The sequence below is a fragment of the Algibacter luteus genome (assembly GCF_030344935.1).
GTDB classification, from domain to species: domain Bacteria; phylum Bacteroidota; class Bacteroidia; order Flavobacteriales; family Flavobacteriaceae; genus Arenitalea; species Arenitalea lutea.
Window position 1 is genome coordinate 2,341,597 of record NZ_CP128313.1, and the last position, 23,858, is coordinate 2,365,454.

Below are 23,858 nucleotides of genomic sequence, written 5' to 3' on the forward strand. Positions count from 1 at the left end.
ATTTCTTGGGCGCCTGCCTGATGGCAGGCAGGTTACCGCAAGGGTCGGGCTTTACATTCCAAGTCCTCGGTCGTGCCTCCCTGCGGGCTTTTATTCATGGATTTCTATTTTAAATTAATGAATTCTTGAACATAAATGTTTCATTGCAATCCTAACGCGAATCAAAATTCTATTTAGAATTGATTATTTAGTCGTTTCAATAAAACAAAAAGGCAAACATTCCTAAAACCGCAGCTGTTAATGGCGCCACAAATATTAAAAACAAAATTGAAGTAACACTTGCCTTTACCAAGGTTTTAAACCTGCTTTGATTATAAAAACGTCTTAAGGCCAAGTACAAATAAACAAAAGTAGAAAAGGCTAATAACCAATCCAACCAATCTGGAATATCAAAAATAAAATTGATTCCAATAATGATACTAAATACCGTAAACAAAAACGAGAAGTAGTAAAAACTAAATACTAAATGATGCGCATACAACCCATGTTTCCTGTAAAACAGCTTTAAAAACAATGCGAAAATAGGTAGCAAAAAAAACATAGCAATAGGTATCGCATCATAAAATGCTTGTAAAATACTGCCGCCACTTCTGGATTTATAAAACTTTAAGGCCTGTTTATACATACGTTTTTTAATGTAACCAGCATCCTGCTCCATTCCCATAGCCCTGTGAATTTGAGCCTCTGGTGCATCAACTTCAATCAGAGAATCTACCTTCTTTTCATCAAAATCAAATGTAACCGTACGTTTTTGGTCATCGACTTCTTCTATAAACAAAGAATCTATTTTTTCTTTAGAATACTCTTCAATAAAATCGTTGTCGTTTAACGATTTAAGAAGTTTTGCTCTAGTAATTGAATCTTGTACTTCATTAACTATTTCTTGAACCAATTTTAAAGAATCTAAAATGCCCTCATCTTTAAATTTATTAAAAGAATTGTCTTTTTTAAGTGTTTTTGCTAGACTATCGTTCAAACTTTGCACTTGGCTACGTTGAATAAACGAAAACAAGAAGAAAAACACTATGGCAATAAACAAATACATTTGCGCCGGATGCAAATACAACAACCGCTTGCCTTCAATAAATTTTGATGCTAAATATCCAGGTTTAAACAATAAGGGTAAGAAACTCTTAAAAAACCGCGCATCAAAGGAAAAATAATTACTAATCGTATTATAAAACAGCACCTTTACAGTAAGCTCGTCTTTAGCTTGCTGCCCGCAATGCGGACAAAATTTAAAACCTTCATTAAACTGTTGTTCGCAATTTTTGCAAGTTTCTTTTTTGGTTTTCATTACAAATGATTGGTTTCTATAAAAGTAACAAAAATTTTGCCTCACCTAATATCCTATGTATACCAAATAGTATCCTTATTATTTTTATAATTATCACAATCAGCAAATCCATACACATTTTAAATTACAACACAAACCTAAGTATCTTATAAACAATTACTTACATTTTTGGCACGCAAATTGAAAACCCATAAGCAATAGCGTAAGCCGAAAAGCTAAAGAGTAGGCAGAATGAAAATCCTAAGATTATGAAAAGATTATTACTAGTATGTGCAAGTTTGTTGATAGGATTAACAACTGCATCAGCATCAGAACTAAACAACCAGAAACCAAAAATAAAGTTAGAGAAAAAGAAAAACTACCGTTTTGCAGAACCAATTTCGTTTATTGAACGCGGTATAGAGTTTTTAATATTCCCTGATGGCAGTTTCGATTTTAACACAAATATTTACGACGATTATGATGATGATATTTTACATAGAAACAATTCTAGAAGAAGCAACATTAATACCTCACAAAGAGGTCCGAATGTATCGGTAGCTTTTACAGTATCCTCAAAAAATAATCGCGGTGTACTTATTTCAAGAGACCGTTTTGGTAAAGTAAGACGCATTGGTAATGTATATTTAAATTATAACCGAAGAGGAAATATTACTCGTGTTGGTTCTGTTTTTATCAATTATAGCAGAGGTAAACATGCTACAGTAAATCAAATTGGTGGTTTAAAAGTACAATATAACCGTTGGGGAGAAATTGTACACACCAGAGGATTTGTAAACAGAAACAACCGTGTGTCTCATTGCGATGTGGTTAATTATCAAGATTTAGATAGACACCATAATGATTATGACGACAGCTACTACTATTACAAAAAAAATGGTAAGGTTAAAAAACTAAAAAAGAAGAGAAAATAATTTTTTGAGATTAGTTATTAGTTAAAAGTGAAAACCTCGAAGTCTTTACAACTTCGAGGTTTTTTAATTCCTTTAATTTAAAAATTGAATATCCCACCATCAACGTAACTATTTGTAATTAATAATTGTCGTTTATAATCATATATAAATAGACAAAAAGAAACAACCAATAATTTTCTTAGTGTTTATAAGGCTTCAACACATAATGTCTTTTTTTGGCACGCTGTTTGTAATTACTAAAACGTAACCCATAAAATTTACAATTATGAAAAAGTTTATATTCTTATTAGCAGGATTAATCCTAACAGGATTTACTGTTAACGCAACCACAACCAACACAACTGAAGCCAATGCCAATGCAACATATTATGGAGGTTATGGAAACTCTTTCATATTTGTAGAAAATGGCATCGAATTCTCTGTATTTAGAGATGGTCAATTTGATTTTAACATCTTAAGAAACAATTCACGTTTCGGTGTAAATGTTAATACAAGAAATGTTAATATTAGTTTCAATTCTGGTTACGATTATAATGCTTACGTACAATATGATGAGTTTGGTGCAATAATTCAAATTGAAAATACACCTATTTTTTATGATTATTACGGACGTGTTTCTCAAGTTGGAAATGTAAATATTTACTATAACAATTTTGGTTATGTAAACCGAATTGGTGGATTATATGTTCACTACAGAAATAACGTATTTACGCATTATACTGGATTTATAAACATTTACAACAGAGCCTACATTTACAGACCTTGGCACCGTTACTACAGTATTCCTGCATACGATTATTGTGTAGTATATAACAGGCCTTACAGACAATTTTACAACCCTGTTCGTTATACATATAGAAGGCCTTTTTACAACAATTACAGACCTAGAACTGCAATTGCAACAAGAAGAGGACACGAGATTAAGCGAAACAGAAATTATGCTACTGTAAATAGAAGCCAAAGAAATGTTACTCAAGTTAACAGAAACGCAAACTCTAGAAGAAGTGTTGCTCAAAACAACAATTCGACAAGACGAAATAACTCTATTAATAATAACTCAAGAAAATCTAATTCGACTGCAGTTAATAGAAATATTAATAGAAGCGAAACTACGAGAAGAACAGCATCTAATAACAACAATAGAGTTACAAGAGAGAACAATAATAGAACTGTGAATAGACAAACAACGTCTACAAACAATACTAGAACAACAAGAAATAACGTTAATAGAAATAATAAAAATACGAGCACAAGAGCAAATGAGGTAAGACGTGAACAAAAAACTAGAACAGTTCAAAAACCAAAAAGCACAAATACTCGTAAATATAATAGTAACAATACAAGAAGCACTAGAAATACTCAAATTGCGCAGCGTACGGTGAATAAGCCAAGAACAACCACGCAAAAACGTACAACAACAAGAACTACGCAAGCAAAAAGTAATTCTAGAAAAAATACAAGATCGACAACTTCAAACAGAAGACGATCATAAAAATTTTGGTTGGTTAGTTTGGAAAGCCCTACGAGTAGTTCGCCTCAAAGCAACATCGTGGGGTTTTCTCTTTTATTAATTCAGGAATTTTAAATACTTCTTCATCACCAAAGAAATATCCTCTGAAAAATTGTATTTATAAATTACAACAAGATACAGTATTGAAACTAATGCCGATTTTAATGCTATGTTCAATATAGGATGAAAAGGAAATTCCCAGAAATAAAACAACAATACACTCGCTACCAATAATAACCCGATTTTAAAAGTATAACGCGTAAAAGGATACATTTTAAACTTTCGGTAAACAAAAATTAACTTGATGGTGTTATAGATAAAAACTGCAATAAAGGTAGCAATACCGGCTCCATTTATTCCATAAATTGGTATAAACAGCATGTTTAAAAGAATCATTAAAACCACAAGTATCACTCCTAAAACAAGAACAATTCTATAATAATCACTATTAAACAAAATAGCATTATTACTTCCTAATGCATTATCATAAAGCTTTATAGCACTTATCATAAATACAACTAGTAAACCACCACTAAACTCTTCAGGGATAATGTGATACAATTGATTGATGTTTAAAACAATCAACAAAAAAATAAACCCGCTGATAATAAATAGATTAAGCGAACTACGTTTATACAAATCTTCTAAAGCGTCAAAATCTTTTTCATTTAAATATTTTGCTGATAAAGGCAATAATATTTGATGCATTGAGCGCTGAGGCACCGCAATTACAGTAGCTATAAATATGGCTACATTGTAATAAGCAATCTCTTTAATATCAATATAATGCCCGAGCATTACCTTGTCTACATCTAACAAAATAGTGGCAATTGAACCCGCAATGATTATTAAAAAAGAGTATTTTAAAATACTTGACAAATTAGGAACACGTTTGAAAATAATTTTCGGCAGTTTAATGCTAAAGGCATAAAATGTCATTACCAGCATTCTCAACACATAAACCAAAACCAATCCTGCCATAAATTGCTCCAAATCTATTACTTTAATATGCAATAAAAACAGCAGAACCATAGCGCCAACTCTATGAAACACTTCTTTCATAAAATTACCAAAAACTGTTTGCATCTGTACTTTAGCCCAAGCAAAAAACACTTCGAAATAAGCCAAAGCAATGGCTACGATTAAAGTATGCCACAAATAGTCTTTAATAATTTCGTTTTTGTTTGAAAGAAAGCTTGCAATGGTTTCATAACCCAAATAAGTTATAAGCGTTATGGGAACAATAATACAAAGAGGCAACACCAGCATTAGTGTCAAAAAGCTATTTAGCGAAACTCTTGTTTTAAAAGTTGAATAAAATTTAACTAAGGTATTGTGCATCCCAAATGCCATAAAAGGCATCACCACGTAAGCCAAAGACAGCATGTAACCTACCATACCGTAATACTCGTCACTTAAAAATTCGGTATAAAGAAATAAGGTATTAATAGCTCCAATAAAAAAGCCTAAATAGGTGGAAATGATGTTTTTAAAGGACTGTGATGCAACGATTCCCATTATAGTAAATTAGCTAGCGATTTTGTAAGTGCCTTTCTGTGATACTTTTGCAAACCAATGGGGTGAGTCTGCAACGTATTATTTTGATAAGCTTTATAATGGTCTAAGATAATTCTTTTTAATGATTCGTAATCTTTATAGTTAAAGTAGTTTCCTGTATTGGTTTCTTTAATAATTTTTTCTACATCGGAATCGTCAGGGCCAATGGCAATTATAGGTCTATTTGATACCATATACTCAAATAGTTTACCAGGAATAATGCACTTCGTATCTTCAGAATCTATTTCAATAAGCAATAAAATTTGTGATTTATTTTGATACGTAATAGCTTCCTTATGTGTAACATAACCTACTCTATTTATATAATCACTTAAGTTATAAGTTTTTATTGAATTTAAAACACTTTCACTAACTAAACCTACTAAATTGAGTTGAAAATCATTCGAAAAACTTTCGTTTTCATGAATTAATTCACTTAAAACTTGCCATAAAATTTCAGGATTTCGTTTAGATAATAACGACCCAATATGCGACATACTGAATTTTGAATCCATTTGTATATTCACAGCTTCTTGATTGTCATATCCATTGGTAATAACTTCAATAGGTTTCTTTGTAATTGCTTGAAACTCTTTTTTCGTTTCCCAACTTGTTACAATAATTTGATCGGACGAATTTAATACTTGTTTCTCTAATGATTTGTGCTTCCTTTTTGAAGCTGAAGTTAATTTAAGTTGTTTATGATACTCAATAGTGGTCCACGGGTCTCTAAAATCTGCAAACCACTTTACGTCTAGTTTTTGCTTTAAACGAAGCCCAATTAAATGCACGCTATGTGGCGGACCAGTAGTGATAATCGTCTCTACACCTTCCTTTTCTATGTAGTCTAAAAGAAAAGACACCGAAGGTTTTATCCAGCCAATTCTCGCATCAGGAATAAAAAAATTTCCTCGAATAAAAAGCATTGCTTTCTCCATAAAAGATTGTTCCTTTTTATCAGAAATAATTCCTTTACTAATTGTTTTTGAAGATTTATTTGAAAAGAAACTAGCCCATTTATAAGGCTCACTAATGTGATGACTAATCAGAGTAACATCTTTTGAAACTTCAGAAACTAAACTTTCATCTATAATTGGATAATTCGCGTTTTCCGGAATAAAAACAATGGGATTTACGCTAAATTCTGGCAAATACTTCACAAATTTAAGCCATCGTTGTACTCCAGGACCTCCAGCTGGTGGCCAATAATACGTGATTATAAGGACTTTTTTAGACACCTTTTGTTTTCTTAAACTCATAAAACAATCCAGCTAATAATAACACACCAAGCAAAATAGAACTCGCTAAAGCAATACTACTTCCGGTTTTAACCACTTCCGGGTCGAACTTAAACTCTATGGTGTGGTTTCCTGCGGGAATTGGCATGCCACGTAAAATGTAATTTACGCGCATGTGGCTTGTTTCTTTACCATCTATATAAGTTTTCCAACCCTTAGGATAATAAATCTCTGAAAACACCGCAAAACCTTCATTTTTATTAGTAGACTGATACTTTAAATAATTTGGAGCATGATTAATTAAACGAATAACAGCCAATGAATCTACATCGTACTTCTTCTTAAGATTTTGAAAAGATAATAAGGCTTCATGATTTGTATATACCGCCTTCGCTTTTGTATCTAATTCCCCTAAAATAGTAATTTCACTATTTGCAGATTCTACTTTTTCTAAATCATTCACAAACCAAGCATTGCCATTAACTTGATCATTCATATAAGGAAAGGCATCTCCATTTTCATCTTGAGCCACAATGTACTTGGTATTTAACATATTAAATACATTGATATTATTTTGTGCTATATGAAAATCGAATACTTCACGGTAGCGTCTTAACTCCGCAGCATTATAGCCATTTAATGAATTGTGAAAATAAGAAGGTTTCGATGGTCCTGAAACCATATCAAAAACCCTAAAATGCGTAGTGTCTTTTAAAATATACTTATCTATCTCTGTTTCTTGAAAAGGCTTACTCATCTTCACGCCTGCAACAAAATTTTCATTATTTACATAGCGTCTATCAACACCAACCAAATCAAAAAGTATTAATACCCCAAAAGCTACTACTACCCATTGCTCCTTTAATTTTTCCTTTAAAAAGAAGTAAATAATTCCAGCAGAAAGTAACACTAAAACCAGTGTTCGAATCGCGTCTTGGGTAAATATTGCCTTTCTATCGGTTTTTAAGGCATCCACAAAATCTTGTCCGTAATTCTGACGATAAAGTCCGTCGTTAATTCCAACAAAATCAAATAAAGAGGACTTAAACAGAATAAAGATTAGAGTTAAACCACCAGTTATTATTACAGAAAGCTTTAACGCTTTCAATTTATCTTCTTTCTTGTCAAAATCATTAAAGAGTTTAACCAATCCGAAAATAGCCAAAGCAGGAATACACAGCTCTAAGATCACTTGAATAGAACTTACTGCTCTGAACTTGTTGTAAAGAGGTATATAATCAATAAAAATATCTGTTAGAAACCCTAAATTTTTTCCATAAGATAATAATAGTGAAAAGAGCGTTCCACCAACTAGCCACCACTTCAATCGTCCCTTTACTAAAAACAAAGCGAATACAAATAAGAACAATATTACTGCACCGACATAAGCTGGCGCTTCAACGATAGGCTGTTTCCCCCAATACATAGGCGCACGCTTAGCCTCTTGTGCTGCTTGTGTGGTCGTGGCTCCTAGTTTTCTATAAGCTTCGTAAGTTGCCGAATCTCGTCCAACATCTTCGCTATTACCACCACCCATAAAACGCGGAATAAACAAGTTAAACGTTTCAACAATGCCATAACTAAATTGCGTAATATAATCTCTATCTAAACCAGAAGTTTCCTCTTTTGGTGTACCATCTGGGTTTATGGTCAATTCACTTTTACTTCGCTTACTTTCCTTGACATATTCCTGGGTCGCTAAAAAATTTGTAGCGTTTAATGCGATGGATAAAACAACTGCGGTGATTAAAATTCCAATTGACTTGAAATAATGAGAAAGCATTTGTTTTCTATAAGCATCAATCAAATACGCGACTCCTAAAACCATCACTAAAAACATGAGGTAGTAAGTCATTTGGAAATGATTTGCTACTAATTCTAAGCCCATAGCTATGGTAGTGAGTAAAAACCCAAGAACATATCGTTTTTGAAACACAAGTAAAATTCCGCTTAAAACTAACGGCATATACGCTATAGCATGCGCTTTACTATTATGCCCTACACCTAAAATAATGATTAAATAGGTAGAAAAACCAAACGCCAATGCGCCAAGAACCGCAAGTTTATAATCTACTTTTAACACGATTAAAAACACATAAAAACTTAACAGGTATAGAAATAAATAATCTGCTGGTCGTGGCAAAAAACGTAATGCCAAATCAAGCTTTTTTATATAATTATGCGGATACCTTGCGCCTAACTGATACGTTGGCATTCCACCAAAAGCAGCATTAGTCCAATAGGTTTCGGTTCCAGTTTCAGCTTTAAAATCAGTTTGTTGCTTACTCATACCAATATACTGCACAATATCATTCTGATAAATGGCTTTTCCTTGTAAAACAGGACTGAAATAAGCTAATGAAATTATAATAAAACCTAGTAAAACGAATACGTGAGGTAAATACTTTTTAGTTGAAAACTGCATGGATATGTTTTAAAAAACAACGATGGTTAAATTAAGTATATTTTTTGAGAATTTACAATAGGATGCCACAAGACATTAATCTGGCATTTAACTCATAATGAAAAATAGAAAAAACCTATTCAATTTCTTCGTAATCCACATATTCTCCAACGTCTTTATTTGAAGTTTTTGTTTTAGGAATCTTGTCAATTATAACTTCACCTTCCTTTTTAGGAGCTTCTTTTCTTTGTGTTTTTTGAAAATTACCAAATTGTTCGCCAAATTGTTTTTCCATTTTCTTAGAAGCATATTTTACCAAAAAAGGGGCAAAAATTCTTGAAAGTACTTTTATTCCGTAGTAAACTAATACAATTATAAGTATGGTTCTTAATAAACCCATTTTAAGCTTTTAATTTATAATACATAACAAAAATACAATTCTATCTCTTTAAAAAACGTTCAAGAATGATAAAAAAAGTATAAAATATCTATATTTGAAAAAGCCTTTAATACCTTTTTACAAAAAAGCTAGTTAAACTTATGATTATGAGCCCAATTAAATCTATCCTAATGCTGTTGTTTTGCTTAACAGTAACACAAGCCTTTTGCCAATATACCGATGTTATTAATTCCAATAGACCAGGCGTATCTAGAAGCGCATTTTCTGTTGGTACCAATGTGGCACAATTTGAGTTCGGACCCTATATGTTAAAAGAAGAAAGAACACCAGCTGCGGCTTACGAAGTTTCTGGTTTTGGAATTGATTTTGCCGCGAGATACGGGTTATTGTTTGAAGAATTAGAATTAAACATTGAAGGAACTTACCAAAACGATACTAAAACATTCATGTCTAATTTTTCGGAAGACGACAGAAGAGCAAATTTTAAATTTCTTGCAGTAGGAGCCAAATATCTTATTTTTGATCCTTTTAAAAATGCCGAGGAAGATAAACCGAACCTGTATAGCTGGAAAGCAAACCGTCAATTTAAATGGAAATCGTTAATTCCTGCTGTTTCAGTATACTTAGGCGCAAATTACGACACAAAACCTAATCCATATACCTTTACAGGAATTGAAGGTTTTAGCCCGAAAGTGATGATTGCTACGCAGAACAACTTTTCTGGTGGATGGGTTTTAGTAATGAATTTAATTAAAGACCGCATAGGTACAGACCAATCCGATTTTCAATACATACTAACACTAACACATTCTTTCAGTCCAAAATGGGTAATTTTTGGCGAAACACAAGGAATAAAAAGTGATTTTTATGCCGATAATCTTTTTAGATTTGGCGGTGCTTATTTGTGGGGTAAAGATTTTCAATTGGATACAGCATTAACCTTTAACACAAAAGACACACCTTCTGTGTTTGCTGTAAATTTCGGAGCTTCTTATCGATTAGATTTCCACAGGGACAAAGAAATTGACAACGGAACCTCAGCCGAAAACGAAGGCATAAGAAGATCAAACAGAAGCGGAAAAAATAAGAAAAGAAAAAAATCTGATGCAAATGATTCAGATTCAAAGACAAACAAACGAAAAAAGAAAGAAATAGACTTTGATTAATCATCAAACAGCAATTCGTATCATAACACTATGATTACACTTAAAGAAGTAAAATCTAAAAAAGAGCTTAAAGCTTTTGTAAAATTTCCTTTTAAACTTTATAAAGACTCGAAATATTGGGTACCTCCTATTATAAGTCAAGAAATTAAAACGTTTAATAAAAAAGAAAACCCTGTTTTTAATAATGCAGAAGCGAGATTATTTCTGGCTTTTAAGAATAATGAAATTGTTGGCAGAATAGCAGCCATAGTAAATTGGCTTGAAATTAAGGAGCAGAATCAAAAAAAAATGCGTTTTGGTTGGTTTGATTTTATTGATGACCTAGAAGTTTCGAAAGCCCTTTTAGATGAAGTTGAAAAAATTGGGAAAGAATACCGACTTGAATACACAGAAGGTCCTGTTGGATTTTCTAACTTAGACAAAGTTGGCGTAGTAACTGAAGGATATGATTCCATAGCACCTATGGTAACTTGGTATAACAACGAATACTACATAAAACATTACGAAGCCGCCAATTACAAAGTTGAAAAGTCCTATTCTGAAAGTAGATTTCCATTTAAAAATGTAAAACCAGAGTTTTTTAAAAAAGCTCAGGAACTTATTAAAAGGCGCTACCAATTAACACCTTTAAAACTTACCAAGACAGAGGAAGTTATGCCTTATGCCGATAAGATGTTTGATTTGTTTAATGAGAGTTATGCATCTTTATCTTCGTTTGTAGCCATAAATGATATTCAAAAAGAATACTTTAAAAAGAAATTTATAAGTTTTATAAATCCAGAATACATTAAGTTTATTGTGGATAAAGATGACAACATGATAGGTTTCGCTATTGTTATGCCTTCATTTGCCGAAGCCTTACAAAAAGCAAAAGGCAAATTGTTTCCATTTGGTTTTAAACACATTTTAAAAGCTAAAAAAAACAGTAAGGATGTTATTTTTTATCTCATTGGAATTCATCCAGAATACCAAAACAAAGGTGTACATGCTGTTATTTTTAACGAATATTACGAAACATTTAAAGCAAAAGGCATCGAAACCTGTTTTAGAACACCAGAATTAGAAGATAACGAAGCCATTCATAAAATATGGAAACACTTTGATCCTGAAGTTTACCGTCGCAGAAAAACATTCAGAAAAGATTTAGCTTAATAATAAAAACAAAAAAATCCAATTCAAATGAATCGGATTTTTTATACTATATAATGAATTCCTCTACTCGCCCATTGCCGCCATTAATGCTGCAGACAAACGCTTATAAGTTCCGTTTTCTAAACGATCTCTAATCGCATCAAAAGCGTCTAATGTTTCTGTTACATCTTGTAACGTATGTGTTGCTGTTGGTATTAATCTAAGCAAAATTAACCCTTTAGGTATAACAGGATAAACTACTATAGAACAGAAGATTCCGTAATTTTCACGAAGATCTCTTACTAAAGCCATAGCTTCAGGAATACTACCTTTTAAATATACTGGCGTAACACAACTTTGTGTGGTTCCAATATCAAAACCACGATCTTTCAAACCAGATTGTAATGCGTTTACATTCTCCCATAATTTTGCTTTTAATTCTGGCATAGTCCTAAGCATATCTAATCGCTTTAATGCACCAACAACTAATTGCATCTGCAATGATTTTGCAAACATTTGAGAACGTAAATTATATTTTAAATAATCAATAATTTCTTGATCGCCAGCAATAAAAGCTCCTGTACTTGCTAATGATTTAGCAAATGTTGCAAAATACACATCAATATCATCTTGCACGCCTTGCTCTTCTCCTGCTCCAGCTCCTGTTGCTCCTAGCGTACCAAAACCGTGTGCATCATCAACAAATAATCTGAAATTAAATTTCTTTTTAAGCGCTACAATTTCTTTTAATCGACCTTGCTCACCACGCATTCCAAAAACTCCTTCAGAGATAACCAAAATACCTCCGCCTGTTTGTTCTGCCATTTTTGTAGCTCGCTCTAAGTTTTTCTCTAAACTTTCAACATCATTATGCTTATAGGTAAATCGTTTACCCATATGTAATCGTACTCCATCTATTATACAAGCATGTGCATCGACATCGTAAACTATAATATCATCTTTAGCAACCAAAGCGTCTATTGTAGATACCATACCTTGATAACCAAAATTTAAAAGATAAGCCGCTTCTTTATTCACAAAAGACGCCAACTCGTTTTGAAGCTTTTCGTGTAAATCTGTATGACCAGACATCATTCTTGCCCCCATTGGGTATGCAGAGCCGTATTGTGCAGCTGCTTCAGCATCTACTTTACGAACTTCTGGATGATTTGCTAATCCTAAATAATCATTAATACTCCATGTTATAACATCTTTCCCTTGAAATTTCATGCGGTTTGAAATTTCTCCTTCTAATTTAGGAAACACAAAGTAACCTTCAGCCTGAGACGCCCACTTTCCTAATGGCCCTTTGTCTTTATAAATTTTTTCGAATAAATCTTTCATTTAGTAAATCTTATTGCTATTAAAATTAAGACATAACTACAACTAGATAATTGCTTTTTAATTGGGATATAAACACTTAAGTATTTAAAAATTCAAGAAGCCTTAGTCCTTAGTTAGTTGTTGCAAAATTAATTATTTATCTGCTTTGAACATAATTTTTAATGCTCAATTATTAACAAAATATAAAAAGAGACTATTATTACCTTTCAAGTAAAAAATAGTCTCTTTTTTTTTAATTTTTTGTAATCTATTTTATGTACTGAATATTTTGAGCTGCGGCTTCATTGACACTATCAAAGAAACCTTGTTCATTCATCCATTTATCGCTATAAACCTTACTCATGTATCTTGCACCATGGTCTGGAAATATTACGACTACGTTATCTCCTTTTTTAAATCGTCCCTCTTCACCCAATTGCAATAAGGCCTGAGTTACGGCACCGGAAGTATAACCAACAAACATTCCTTCAGTTTTTGCAATTAATCTCGCGGTGTGAGCACTATCTTCATCAGTTACTTTTACAAACTCGTCAATAACATCAAAATCTGTAGCCGTAGGGATTAAGTTTTTACCTAAACCTTCAATTCGGTATGGATAAATTTCTTTTTCATCAAACTCTCTAGTTTCATGATATTTCTTAATCACCGAACCAAACGCATCAACACCAATGACTTTAATGTCTGGGTTTTGCTCTTTTAAATATTTTGCTGTACCAGAAATAGTTCCACCTGTTCCGCTACAAGCTAGTAAATGTGTTATTTTACCTTCAGTTTGCTCCCAAATTTCAGGACCTGTAGATTTATAATGTGCATCAATATTTAATTGATTGAAATATTGATTGATATAAACCGAACCTTTGATTTCGCTATGTAAACGCTTTGCAACCTCGTAATAAGAACGCGGATCGTCTGCACTAACGTGTGCTGGACATACATAAACCTTGGCTCCCATCGTTTTTAACATGTCTATCTTGTCTGGCGACGATTTAGAACTTACAGCTAATACACAATCATAACCTTTTATGATACTTACCATAGCAATACTAAAACCTGTATTACCTGATGTTGTTTCAATAATAGTGTCACCTGGAGAAAGGATACCTTTCTTTTCGGCTTCTTCAATGATGTAAAGTGCTATTCTGTCTTTAGATGAGTGTCCAGGGTTAAAAGATTCTACTTTCGCGTAAAAGTTTCCTTTAAACTTGGAAGCTATTTTATTAAGTTTAACAAGCGGAGTATTGCCTACTAAATCTAATACATTATCAAATACTTGATTTCTGTTTTTCATATAAGCTCTTTAAAACTGCCGTGTTTTTTAAATACACAAACACAGTTTAAACCGAACAAAAATAAAACTTTTTTTTTTATTAGCCATGAATTCCTTCTAAATCTAATAAAAAAGCATATTCTAAAGCGACCTCTTTTAAACTTTCAAAACGACCTGAAGCCCCGCCATGACCAGATTCCATATCGGTATGCAGGAGTAATTTATTGGAATCTGTTTTTAAGTCTCTAAGTTTAGCTACCCACTTTGCCGGTTCCCAATATTGCACCTGTGAGTCATGTAAACCTGTGGTAACAAGCATATTTGGGTATGCTTTAGTTTTAACATTGTCGTATGGCGAATAAGATTTCATGTAATTATAGTAATCTAAATCATTAGGATTTCCCCATTCATCATACTCGCCAGTGGTTAGCGGGATAGTGTCATCAAGCATTGTGGTAACAACATCTACAAATGGAACTGCTGCCAAAACACCGTTGTACAAATCTGACTCCATATTTATAATGGCACCCATAAGTAAACCACCTGCAGACCCTCCGTATGCATATAAATGCTTGTTAGAGGTGTATTTTTCCTGAATCAAAAATTTTGAACAATCAATAAAATCGGTAAATGTATTAAGTTTGGTTAGTAATTTTCCTTTTTCGTACCAGTTTCGTCCTAAATATTCACCTCCTCTAATATGTGAAATGGCATAAATAAAGCCCCTATCCAACAGACTTAATCGAATGGTTGAAAAAGAAGGGTCAATAGTTGAACCATAAGATCCGTAAGCGTATTGAAGCAATGGGTTTTTACCATCCAGTTTTATGCCTTTTCTATAAACTAATGATATTGGAATTTTCACACCATCTCTAGCAGTAGCCCATATTCGTTTAGATTCGTAATTATCTTTATTAAACGTACCACCTAAAACCTCTTGTTCCTTTTTAATTTGACTTTCTTTTGTTTTAAAATTATAATCGATTACAGAACTTGGAGATGTTAAGGAGTTAAAACCGTAACGCAGCAAATTACTTTCAAATTCAGGGTTATTACCAATATAAGTGGTATAGGTTTCAGAATTGAAAGGTAAATAGTAATCTTCCTCTCCATTCCAACTCATTATCCTTAATTTATTAAGCCCGTTTTCACGTTCGTTTACAACCAAGTAGTCTTTAAAAATTTCAATATCTTCAATTAAAACATTATTTCTATGTGGAATAACATCCTGCCAATGTTCTTTTTCGGTTGCTTTTTCGCTTGTTTTACATACTTTAAAATTTGTTGAGTTATCAATATTACTTATGATATAAAAACTATCCTGATAATGCGCAATACTATACTCTAAATTTTTTGTTCTTTTTTGAATCACTTTAAACTCATTATCGGGAGTATTAGCATCTAAAAAACGATATTCTGAAGAAAGTGTGCTTGAAGACCCAATTATAATGTATTTCTTTGATTTTGATTTATATACAAACGTATTAAAGGATTCTTCTAATTCATGATAAACCTCTGTATCAGTTTTACTATTAGAAAATAATTTATGTTTGAATATTTTATGAGCACGCAACGTTACTGGATCTTTCATGGCATAAAACAATGTTTTATTATCATTTGCCCAAGTAGCACTTCCTGTTGTATTTAAGATTTTATCAGGATATATCTCGCCAGTAACTAAATTTTTTATTTGTATAGTATATTGTCGTCTGCTAACAGTATCGGTTGAAAATGCGACTAAAGTGTTATCTGGACTTATAGAAATTCCGCCTAAATTAAAATAAGCATGGTCTTGTGCCATCTCATTACAATCAAACAAAAGTTCTTCTTCTGCATCTAAACTTTCTTTCTTCCGCACGTAAATAGGATAGTCATTATCCTTTTTATATTTCGTTAAATACCAATAACCATTTAATTTATAAGGCACCGATGTGTCATCTTCCTTAATTCTAGACTTCATTTCTTCAAATAAAGTTTTCTGAAATGCTTCGGTATGACGCATCATATGTTTGGTATATGCATTTTCAGCATTCAAATAATCGATAACGTCTGGGGCTTCTCTATTATTTAGCCAATAATAATTATCAATCCTAGTATCTCCATGAACTGTTAATTCTGTAGGTGTTTTTTTTGCTTTCGGAGCTTGCATAATTATCATCAATTAAGTTGATTAATATTCTTAAAAATTTAAGCCTTCAAAAATAGAAAAATTAAATAGTTTTGTATTCTAAATAATCAATTTAAAAATTATGTTTGGAGATATGATGAATATGATGGGAAAACTTAAAGAAACCCAAAAGAAAGTTGAAGAAACTAAAAAGCTTTTAGATACGGTTTTAATTGATGAATCAAGTCATGATAATAAGTTAAAAATTACGTTAACTGCAAACAGAACTATAAAATCTATAGAGATTGATGACGAATTACTTCAAGACAAAGAGCAATTAGAAGATTATTTAATTCTTACCTTAAATAAAGCCATAGAAAAAGCAACAAAGGTGAATGAAGCTGAATTAGCAGCGGCAGCTAAGGAAGGATTACCTAATATTCCTGGAATGGACATGTTTAAATAAAAACAAAGCCTTCTTGAAGTTTTTTTAATTTTTACTCCGTTTTGAGTGCAATTATTCAAACCAAAGCACTTCTTTATGATAATTACATGATTATCTAATCTTTAAAGTGCATTCTTTTAATTTTATTATTTCATTAATTACTTATGAAATGTAAAAATTATCGACAAAATGTAATCTAAATTTCACAAAACTGATAGATAGGTATTTTGTCTAAAATTCTGATATCAGATTTACTCTTCCGCTATATTTGTTTCTGTAAATTGTAAAAACTAATATTATATTATGAAAAATTTAACCAAACTTTTTTTATTGGCAATACTTGTTGTATTTGCTTCGTGTCAAAATGAGACACTAACCGAGGGAGCTTCTTCTATAGTTGAAGACGAACTAGCTATGGAAGACGAAATTTTAGTTTCAGATGGTGAAGAAGATACATCTTTTGTATTAGATAGCAACAGTGAAATTATGCCAACAAGAGAATTAAGCTTTTCTCTTTCAAGTAACTCAACGCAAGAAGGTACGCCTATACCATCTTCTTGTACTCCTGATTTAGAAGCTTTAGAGTTAAGCTTACCAGATGTTGCTAATGTAACTGTAACTTCAAAACCTGGGGTTGACTCTTACTTTACTATTGATATTTTAGACTCATCATTAGCTGGCACCGGTATTGCTGCTTGGTGTGTAGATCAAGATTTGAGTTTGTATGATGGAGATTCTGCGGAGTTTAGCGTTTATTCAAGTTATGAAACTCTTCCTGCAGGTGAATTTGAGTACCCTGAAAACTTTGATTTAATTAACTGGGTTATCAATCAAAATTTTGTTGGTCAAGCTAGTGCTAGTGGAGGAAATTATACTTTTGGTCATGTACAATATGCTATGTGGTTACTTGTTGATGATTCTGTATGTGTAGAATGTTCTGCTTTAGCTGCACCAGGTGAGGCTAGTTGGACTAGTAATGCTGCTGTTAATGTTGCAATGGCTCAAGAAATTGCTGATGCTGCAATTGCTAATGGTCAAGATTTTGTTCCCGGGTGTGGACAAAAAGTAGGAGTTATTCTTAACCCAGCAGGTAAACAAGCAATTATGATTGCTGTTGATGTTCCTGAAAAAGAAGAAGAATGTAGCGACTGTGAAGGAAAAGTAACCAAATTAGAATTAGAATTCGATTGGAGATGTGATAAATACATAAAAATTTACCAAAGAAAAGAAAACACATGTTATGGTGTAAAAATCTTTAGTCAAATGGTAAAAGCTGGCGAGACCTTCACAATTGAAGGTGCTAACCATGATGGTACTTTTGGTAGATATGCTTACATCTATATTAACGGATGTTATTATACTAAAATCAAAACAAACTGTGATATTAATATAGGACCTGGATATACTAAAGGTGTATTTAATGTTATTAGTGGTGAAAGCAGCATCGGAGGTGAACTTTGTGAGTATGTTAAACCAGATTACAATAAATGTTACAGACACTGGAGCTGTAGATACTACAGTAAATGTAGATATAGTTACAGTGGACACTAATTAATAGTGATTATAGAAACGAAAAAGAGGCATTTACTTGCCTCTTTTTTTTTGTTTTCAATAATACTTTTAAGAACTAATTAATAGCATAATCTAGATGTAATGAAATGCCAACTAGTTTTAAAATATAGAGCATTTTATATAATATTGGGAATGGGTCTTTAATAATAAAACGAATTGGCGAATGATTATAGATGTACTTAAATTTGAATACGGATAGCGGGTTCCGTTTAAGTATTCTAGCCAAACCTTCTAAACTTAAGTATGAAATAGATTCAGTTTTTTTTAATTCAATTTCTTGACCTAAAGAAGATTGACAATATAAATATGGAAAATTAACACCTGCAATTGAAGCCGCATCTGTACCCAACCAAAATCTAGTATTTATTTCTATAACTTTGAATACATTCTCTTTTTCGTCAAATCGCCAATCAATATTGGCGACCCCAGACCAATTCAAGCTTTTCATCAGTTTTTTAGTGGTTTGCAATAGTGCTTCATTTTCAATAAAATCGAAACCAATTTGGGGAGTTAGAATTCCATCTCTAAAAACGGTTCCTTTTTGAATGGAATACGCTATTAAATCGCCATCCTTACATAGCACATTACAGCATAAGTCATAACCATTAATAAATTCTTGAATAATAGAATCACAATTAAAGGTATATGTTGTATAGTACTTTAAAACTTCTTCTTTGTTTGTTGCTATTTTAATACCCTTACCTCCTCCACCACCTTCAACGGGTTTTATGACTACAGGATAATTTAAATTTACTATTTCAGTAAGATTATTAGGCTTTATTATTAATGTATTAGGGCATGGAATATTGTGAGATTTTAAATGACGGTATAACGCACCTTTATTCCCTGCCGAATATAAATCTTGAGCACTAGATAAATTCACTAAATTATCAGGATATCTTAATTTACTTAAATTATTAGCTAATACGTTTATAGCCTTCTCATAGACTGGCATTACCAAATCAATCCCATACTTTTCAACCTCATAATTAATTTGTTTAATCCATTCATCATGATTTGTTTCAGGGTAATAGATGAATTTTTCTATAAACCTAGAATATTTCATGTGACTGTTTATTTTGGACGACATCACATATACCTTAACATTCTTCACAAGAGAAAAACAGTTAACCACGTACATGATAACGTGAATTTCTCCATCAGGAATTAAAATTGCAATTTCTTTATTGTTACTTTTCATTAACTAATTTCATCTCATGAAACATTCGTTTCCACTATAATAAATTAATAAAGCTCATTAATTTCTCATGCATAATATTAGTATAGTCCAAATGAGTAACCATTCTTAATTTCCTTCCGCCCATACTAATTATATAAATATTGTTGTCTATTAATTTTTGTAAAAATAAGGATTCATCAACATCATCATTCAGTTCAAAAACCACAATATTGGTTTCAACTGTTTCAACAGATTTAATTTTAGATAATCGTTTTAAAGCATTCTCAATTTCTTTAGCCCTAAAATGATCTTCTTTTAACCTATCAATATTATTATCTAAGGCAAAAAGTCCAGCCGCAGCTAAATAACCAGCTTGTCTCATGTTTCCACCAAAAATCTTTCTAACTCTAAGTGCATCGGTCATGATGTCTGTATCTCCAACCAATAATGAACCTACAGGACATCCTAAGCCTTTACTTAAACATACAGAAATGGTATCAAAAACTTTTCCGTATTGTTCAGCGGTTTCGTTTTTAACAACTAAAGCATTCCATAATCGTGCACCATCCAAATGAAGCCCTAAACTATTGTTTTTACAAACAGTTTTTATTTTCTTAATTTCATCAAAACTCCAACAAGCGCCTCCCCCTTTGTTAGTAGTGTTTTCAATTTCTACTAAGCTGGTTTTACTATAATAATACGCTTCTGGATTTATAGCTTGTTCAACTTGTTTTGCTGTAAACATGCCGCGATTTCCATCAATTAATTTACAAGAAACACCGCTATTAAAAGAGGCTCCTCCAGATTCATAATTATAAATATGGGCATATTTATCGCAAATGACTTGATCTCCTGGACTGGTGTGTAATTTTAATGCCGTTTGATTAGCCATGGTTCCACTAGGAAAAAACAGAGCTTGCTGCTTACCAAACATTTTTGCAATCTGTTTTTCTAATGTATTAACCGTTGTATCTTCTCTAAAAACATCATCTCCTACTTCGGCTGCCATCATAACCTCCAACATGTCTTTAGATGGTTTTGTTACTGTATCGCTCCTAAGGTCTATTATCATAAAATTATACCTATTGAATTTTAAACGCAATTAATAAAGTATAAAAATATGCATAATTATTCCTTTCATCTAAATAAAATGCTTTATATCTATTCATCGAATTTATTAACTGTTCAGTCAGTAATTTAATCGATGTTTTCCTACTTTTCGTAACTTACATATTGTAAATTGTTCAAACCAAACAATCTTCTTTTTTAACAAACTAATTCTTAAAATTATGAAAAAATTATTTTTAAGCATAGTAGGGGTATGTTTATTATTTCTATCATGTAACCAAGACATTATTGAAAATCCGGAGGGTGACGCCTTTTCGTTTTCAAATAGTTCTTCTCAGGTATCAGTAACATGTGAGCCTGATTTAGAAGCACTTGAATTAAACTTACCGGATGTTGTTACCGCTAAAACTACAGCAAAACCTGGTGAGAATGCATATTTTGATTTAGAAATTCTCGATACAAATTTAGCGGGTATAGATATTCCTGCTTGGTGTGTTGACCAAGATTTAAGCTTAGACGTTGAAGGCCCATTAGAGTTTGCAGTATATTCAAGTTATGAAACGCTACCCGATGGAGAATTTGAGTTTCCTGAAAACTTTGATTTAGTAAACTGGGTACTAAACCAAGATTATATAGGTAAAACTAGCCCAAGTGGTGGAACTTATACTTTTGGACATATACAATATGCTATCTGGTTATTAGTTGATGATTCTGTATGCGTAGAATGTAGATTTTTAACAGACCCGGTGGCAGAATGGAATAACGACTCTGATGGTAATATAGCTAAAGCTCAAGAAATTGTTCAAGCGGCATTAGCTGATGGTGAAGGATTTATCCCAGCTTGTGGACAAAAAGTAGGTGTAATTCTTAACCCTGCTGGAAGACAAGCAATTATAATTACAGTTGACGTTCCAGAAAAAGAAATTGAAGAGGAATGTTTTGAATGCGAAGGAAAAGTTACAGAACTGGAATTACAATACAATGGAGATGAAACGGCAACTATTAGAGTTGAAACAAAGAAGGAAGGTGAAAACGGAAGTAAAGTTGTTTTTGAAGGAACAGTAGCAGCTGGAGATACATTTAGTTTTGTAGGTAACGATAAAAAAGGAACTTTAGGAACCGAAATTAAAATATTTGTAAATGGTAAAGAAAACACTAAAATCCATACAAGTTGCTCTCAACCAATTGGTCCTGGTTTAGTAAGTGGCGATTTTGAAGTTATAAGTGGATCAAGTAGAGAGGGCGGTAACCTATGCCCTGTAGATTCTACTCCAGGCGGCGATTGCGATGAGTGTGAAGGTAAGGTAACTAATTTAGAACTCCAATATAATGGTGATGAACCAGCCAACATCGTTGTAAAAACAAAAAAAGAAGGTGAAAATGGCAGTAAAGTTGTTTTTGAAGGTAACGTAACTCCGGGAGAAACTTTTAGCTTTGTTGGTAATGACAAAAAGGGAACACTAGGAACTGAAATTAAAATCTATGTTAATGGAAATGAGAACACAAAAATTCATACAAGTTGCTCTCAACCAATTGGTCCTGGTTTAATTAGTGGAGATTTTGAAGTTATAAGTGGATCAAGTAGAGAAGGTGGCGAATTATGCCCTGTAGATACTCCTCCAAATGGTGGTTGTGATGAATGTAAAGGAGGCGTAACCAGTTTTACCGTTAAATATACAGGAACGAGTTTGGTAATGCTTAAAGTTGAACATAAGGATGCTGTGTTATTTAATGCAAAAATTATGCCTGATCAATTGATTACTCTATCAGGAAGTAAGGATGATGGCAAGTTTGAAGAGAATAATTTAATTTTTACTTTGGATGGTGTGGTACAAAATGCTCCAGAGCATGACCCTGGAAAAATTCACGTAAGCTGCTCTAAACCTTTTTATGTAGGATTACCAATTGGTGACAGTTTGGTTGTTACAGCAGGTACTAGTAAAGATAATGGTCCTATTTGCGAAGGTACACCACCAACGGAACCAGATTGTCAAGAATGTGACGGTAAAGTTACAAGATTAGATCTTAAATATAATGGTGGAGGTTCTGCCTTTATTGAAGTGGTTCAAAAGAAAGATGGCTTAGTTGCTTTTACAGGAAATGTTAACTCTGGTGAAACATTTACGTTTTCTGGTAAAGATGATAAAGGAACTTTAGGAACAGAAATCATAATTTCTGTAAACGGTTCAGTAGCTCAAAAAATTCATACAAGTTGTTCTGTCGAAATTGGCGCAGGATCTGTATTCGGTAATTTTACGGTAATTGGAGGCGCTAGTCGCAATGGCGGTGAGTTATGCCCAGTAAATACACCGCCTTCAAGTGCTGAATGTGACTGTGATGGTAAAATTGTTTCAATGGCAGTTGAATATAGTGGTCCGAACGGAGCAACAGTTACTGTAGGTGATGACGAAGACGGCAATAACTCAAAAACATTTACTAATGTACAAACAGGAGATATTCTTAACGTAACTTTAGGAGATATTGGTAACTGGTGGTATTGGTCTGTAAACGGAAACGTTCAAGGAAGTATTCATACAAGTTGTTCTGATGATATCTTAGGAAATGTGGATGCTGAAAAAAGTGATTTCGGTAATATGGGAACCTATCCAAATCCAGAGTTTGGAAGCAATAATGGTACTTTCCTTGTTGTTATGCATACTGATGACGAAGGAAATACTTGTACACTTGATGGATATAATGTAGAAGTACTACCAATGGATTCTCCAACATCAGGTAGTACTGAATGTGATTGTGATGGCAAAATTGTTAAGATGTCTGTAAAATATGATGGACCTTCAGGAGCTGTAATAGTTGTAACAGGAGACAAAGGTGGATCTCAAACATTTACTAACGTATCCAAGGGAGCTGTTATAACACCAACTTTAGGTGCCGTTGGAAATTGGTGGTACTACACCGTAAATGGAAATTTACAAGCTAGCATTCACACAAGTTGTTCTGATGACATTCTTGGTAACGTAGATGCTTCTAAAAGTATATTTGGGGATATGGGATCATATCCAGATCCAGCAGATGATGACGGAAACAAAAATGACGGAACATTCCTAGTTACAAGTCATACCGATGAAAAAGGAAATACTTGTAGTTTAACAGATGGACACTAAAAATTAGTTGATTTTATAAAAAAGCCTGAGAAATATCTCGGGCTTTTTTTATGTAATATTATTTACAAAAGTGGTTTTAAAAAATTATTTCTTGCACCAGAATTTCAATTAGTATTCATCGAATTAATAATTTTGA

17 protein-coding genes are annotated in these 23,858 nt (G+C 32.6%); 7 read left to right on the plus strand and 10 right to left on the minus strand.

All coding sequences use genetic code 11. From position 1 onward, the window contains the following. Nucleotides 1-196 precede the first annotated feature (196 nt). On the minus strand, nt 197-1,297 hold the full coding sequence (locus O5O44_RS09835) for a DUF3667 domain-containing protein (protein WP_289194197.1): 1,101 nt from the start codon (nt 1,295-1,297) through the stop codon (nt 197-199). 248 nt (nt 1,298-1,545) lie between these two features. Between O5O44_RS09835 and O5O44_RS09840 the strand changes: the two genes are divergently transcribed. Then, nucleotides 1,546-2,211, plus strand: coding sequence for a hypothetical protein (locus O5O44_RS09840; protein WP_289194198.1), 666 nt, complete (start codon nt 1,546-1,548; stop codon nt 2,209-2,211). A 265-nt stretch (nt 2,212-2,476) separates the two neighbouring features. Beyond that, the gene (locus O5O44_RS09845) at nt 2,477-3,703 is read left to right on the plus strand and encodes a hypothetical protein (RefSeq protein WP_289194199.1); all 1,227 of its coding nucleotides are present in this window, start codon (nt 2,477-2,479) and stop codon (nt 3,701-3,703) included. Between the two features lie 75 nt (nt 3,704-3,778). Here O5O44_RS09845 and O5O44_RS09850 read toward each other — a convergent pair whose 3' ends face one another. The 4 genes from O5O44_RS09850 to O5O44_RS09865 all read right to left on the minus strand — a co-directional run bounded on the left by O5O44_RS09850 (nt 3,779) and on the right by O5O44_RS09865 (nt 9,320). After that, a complete protein-coding gene (locus O5O44_RS09850) occupies nt 3,779-5,239 on the minus strand; it encodes an oligosaccharide flippase family protein (protein ID WP_289194200.1) in 1,461 nt (486 codons plus the stop codon). Beyond that, nucleotides 5,239-6,537 (minus strand): glycosyltransferase, encoded by a 1,299-nt coding sequence (locus O5O44_RS09855; protein ID WP_289194201.1) that lies wholly within the window; start codon nt 6,535-6,537, stop codon nt 5,239-5,241. Before O5O44_RS09855 ends, O5O44_RS09850 begins: the two co-directional genes overlap by 1 nt. Beyond that, on the minus strand, nt 6,509-8,941 hold the full coding sequence (locus tag O5O44_RS09860) for a YfhO family protein (protein ID WP_289194202.1): 2,433 nt from the start codon (nt 8,939-8,941) through the stop codon (nt 6,509-6,511). Before O5O44_RS09860 ends, O5O44_RS09855 begins: the two co-directional genes overlap by 29 nt. A 115-nt stretch (nt 8,942-9,056) precedes the next feature. Further along, nucleotides 9,057-9,320 (minus strand): DUF4834 family protein, encoded by a 264-nt coding sequence (locus tag O5O44_RS09865; RefSeq protein ID WP_289194203.1) that lies wholly within the window; start codon nt 9,318-9,320, stop codon nt 9,057-9,059. 146 nt (nt 9,321-9,466) lie between these two features. On the opposite strand from O5O44_RS09865, the gene O5O44_RS09870 reads away from it, so the two are divergent. Then, nucleotides 9,467-10,486, plus strand: a complete 1,020-nt coding sequence (locus tag O5O44_RS09870) for a transporter (RefSeq protein WP_289194204.1) — start codon at nt 9,467-9,469, stop codon at nt 10,484-10,486. A 30-nt stretch (nt 10,487-10,516) separates the two neighbouring features. Further along, complete coding sequence (locus O5O44_RS09875) at nt 10,517-11,638, plus strand: GTP cyclohydrolase (RefSeq protein WP_289194205.1); 1,122 nt, start codon at nt 10,517-10,519, stop codon at nt 11,636-11,638. A 63-nt stretch (nt 11,639-11,701) separates the two neighbouring features. Here O5O44_RS09875 and capB read toward each other — a convergent pair whose 3' ends face one another. The 3 genes from capB to O5O44_RS09890 form a co-directional block, all read right to left on the minus strand. Further along, a complete protein-coding gene (gene capB, locus O5O44_RS09880; protein ID WP_019388750.1) occupies nt 11,702-12,961 on the minus strand; it encodes a cysteate-C-fatty acyltransferase in 1,260 nt (419 codons plus the stop codon). 247 nt (nt 12,962-13,208) lie between these two features. Beyond that, entirely contained in the window at nt 13,209-14,249 is a 1,041-nt protein-coding gene (capA, locus tag O5O44_RS09885) for a cysteate synthase (RefSeq protein WP_289194206.1), read from the minus strand. Nucleotides 14,250-14,328: 79 nt separating this feature from the next. Beyond that, nucleotides 14,329-16,386: a S9 family peptidase gene (locus O5O44_RS09890; RefSeq protein WP_289194207.1), complete on the minus strand. Its 2,058-nt coding sequence runs from the start codon at nt 16,384-16,386 to the stop codon at nt 14,329-14,331. Nucleotides 16,387-16,477: 91 nt separating this feature from the next. Here O5O44_RS09890 and O5O44_RS09895 point away from each other — a divergent pair, with 91 nt between their 5' ends. After that, the gene (locus O5O44_RS09895) at nt 16,478-16,801 is read left to right on the plus strand and encodes a YbaB/EbfC family nucleoid-associated protein (protein ID WP_289194208.1); all 324 of its coding nucleotides are present in this window, start codon (nt 16,478-16,480) and stop codon (nt 16,799-16,801) included. 282 nt (nt 16,802-17,083) lie between these two features. Continuing rightward, nucleotides 17,084-18,331 (plus strand): hypothetical protein, encoded by a 1,248-nt coding sequence (locus O5O44_RS09900; RefSeq protein ID WP_289194209.1) that lies wholly within the window; start codon nt 17,084-17,086, stop codon nt 18,329-18,331. Nucleotides 18,332-18,407: 76 nt separating this feature from the next. On the opposite strand, the gene O5O44_RS09905 is transcribed toward O5O44_RS09900, so the two are convergent. Further along, nucleotides 18,408-19,553 (minus strand): ATP-grasp domain-containing protein, encoded by a 1,146-nt coding sequence (locus tag O5O44_RS09905; protein ID WP_289194210.1) that lies wholly within the window; start codon nt 19,551-19,553, stop codon nt 18,408-18,410. Nucleotides 19,554-19,587: 34 nt separating this feature from the next. Beyond that, complete coding sequence (locus O5O44_RS09910; protein WP_289194211.1) at nt 19,588-20,604, minus strand: threonine aldolase family protein; 1,017 nt, start codon at nt 20,602-20,604, stop codon at nt 19,588-19,590. Nucleotides 20,605-20,821: 217 nt separating this feature from the next. On the opposite strand from O5O44_RS09910, the gene O5O44_RS09915 reads away from it, so the two are divergent. Then, complete coding sequence (locus O5O44_RS09915; protein ID WP_289194212.1) at nt 20,822-23,722, plus strand: DUF7467 domain-containing protein; 2,901 nt, start codon at nt 20,822-20,824, stop codon at nt 23,720-23,722. Nucleotides 23,723-23,858: the final 136 nt, after the last annotated feature.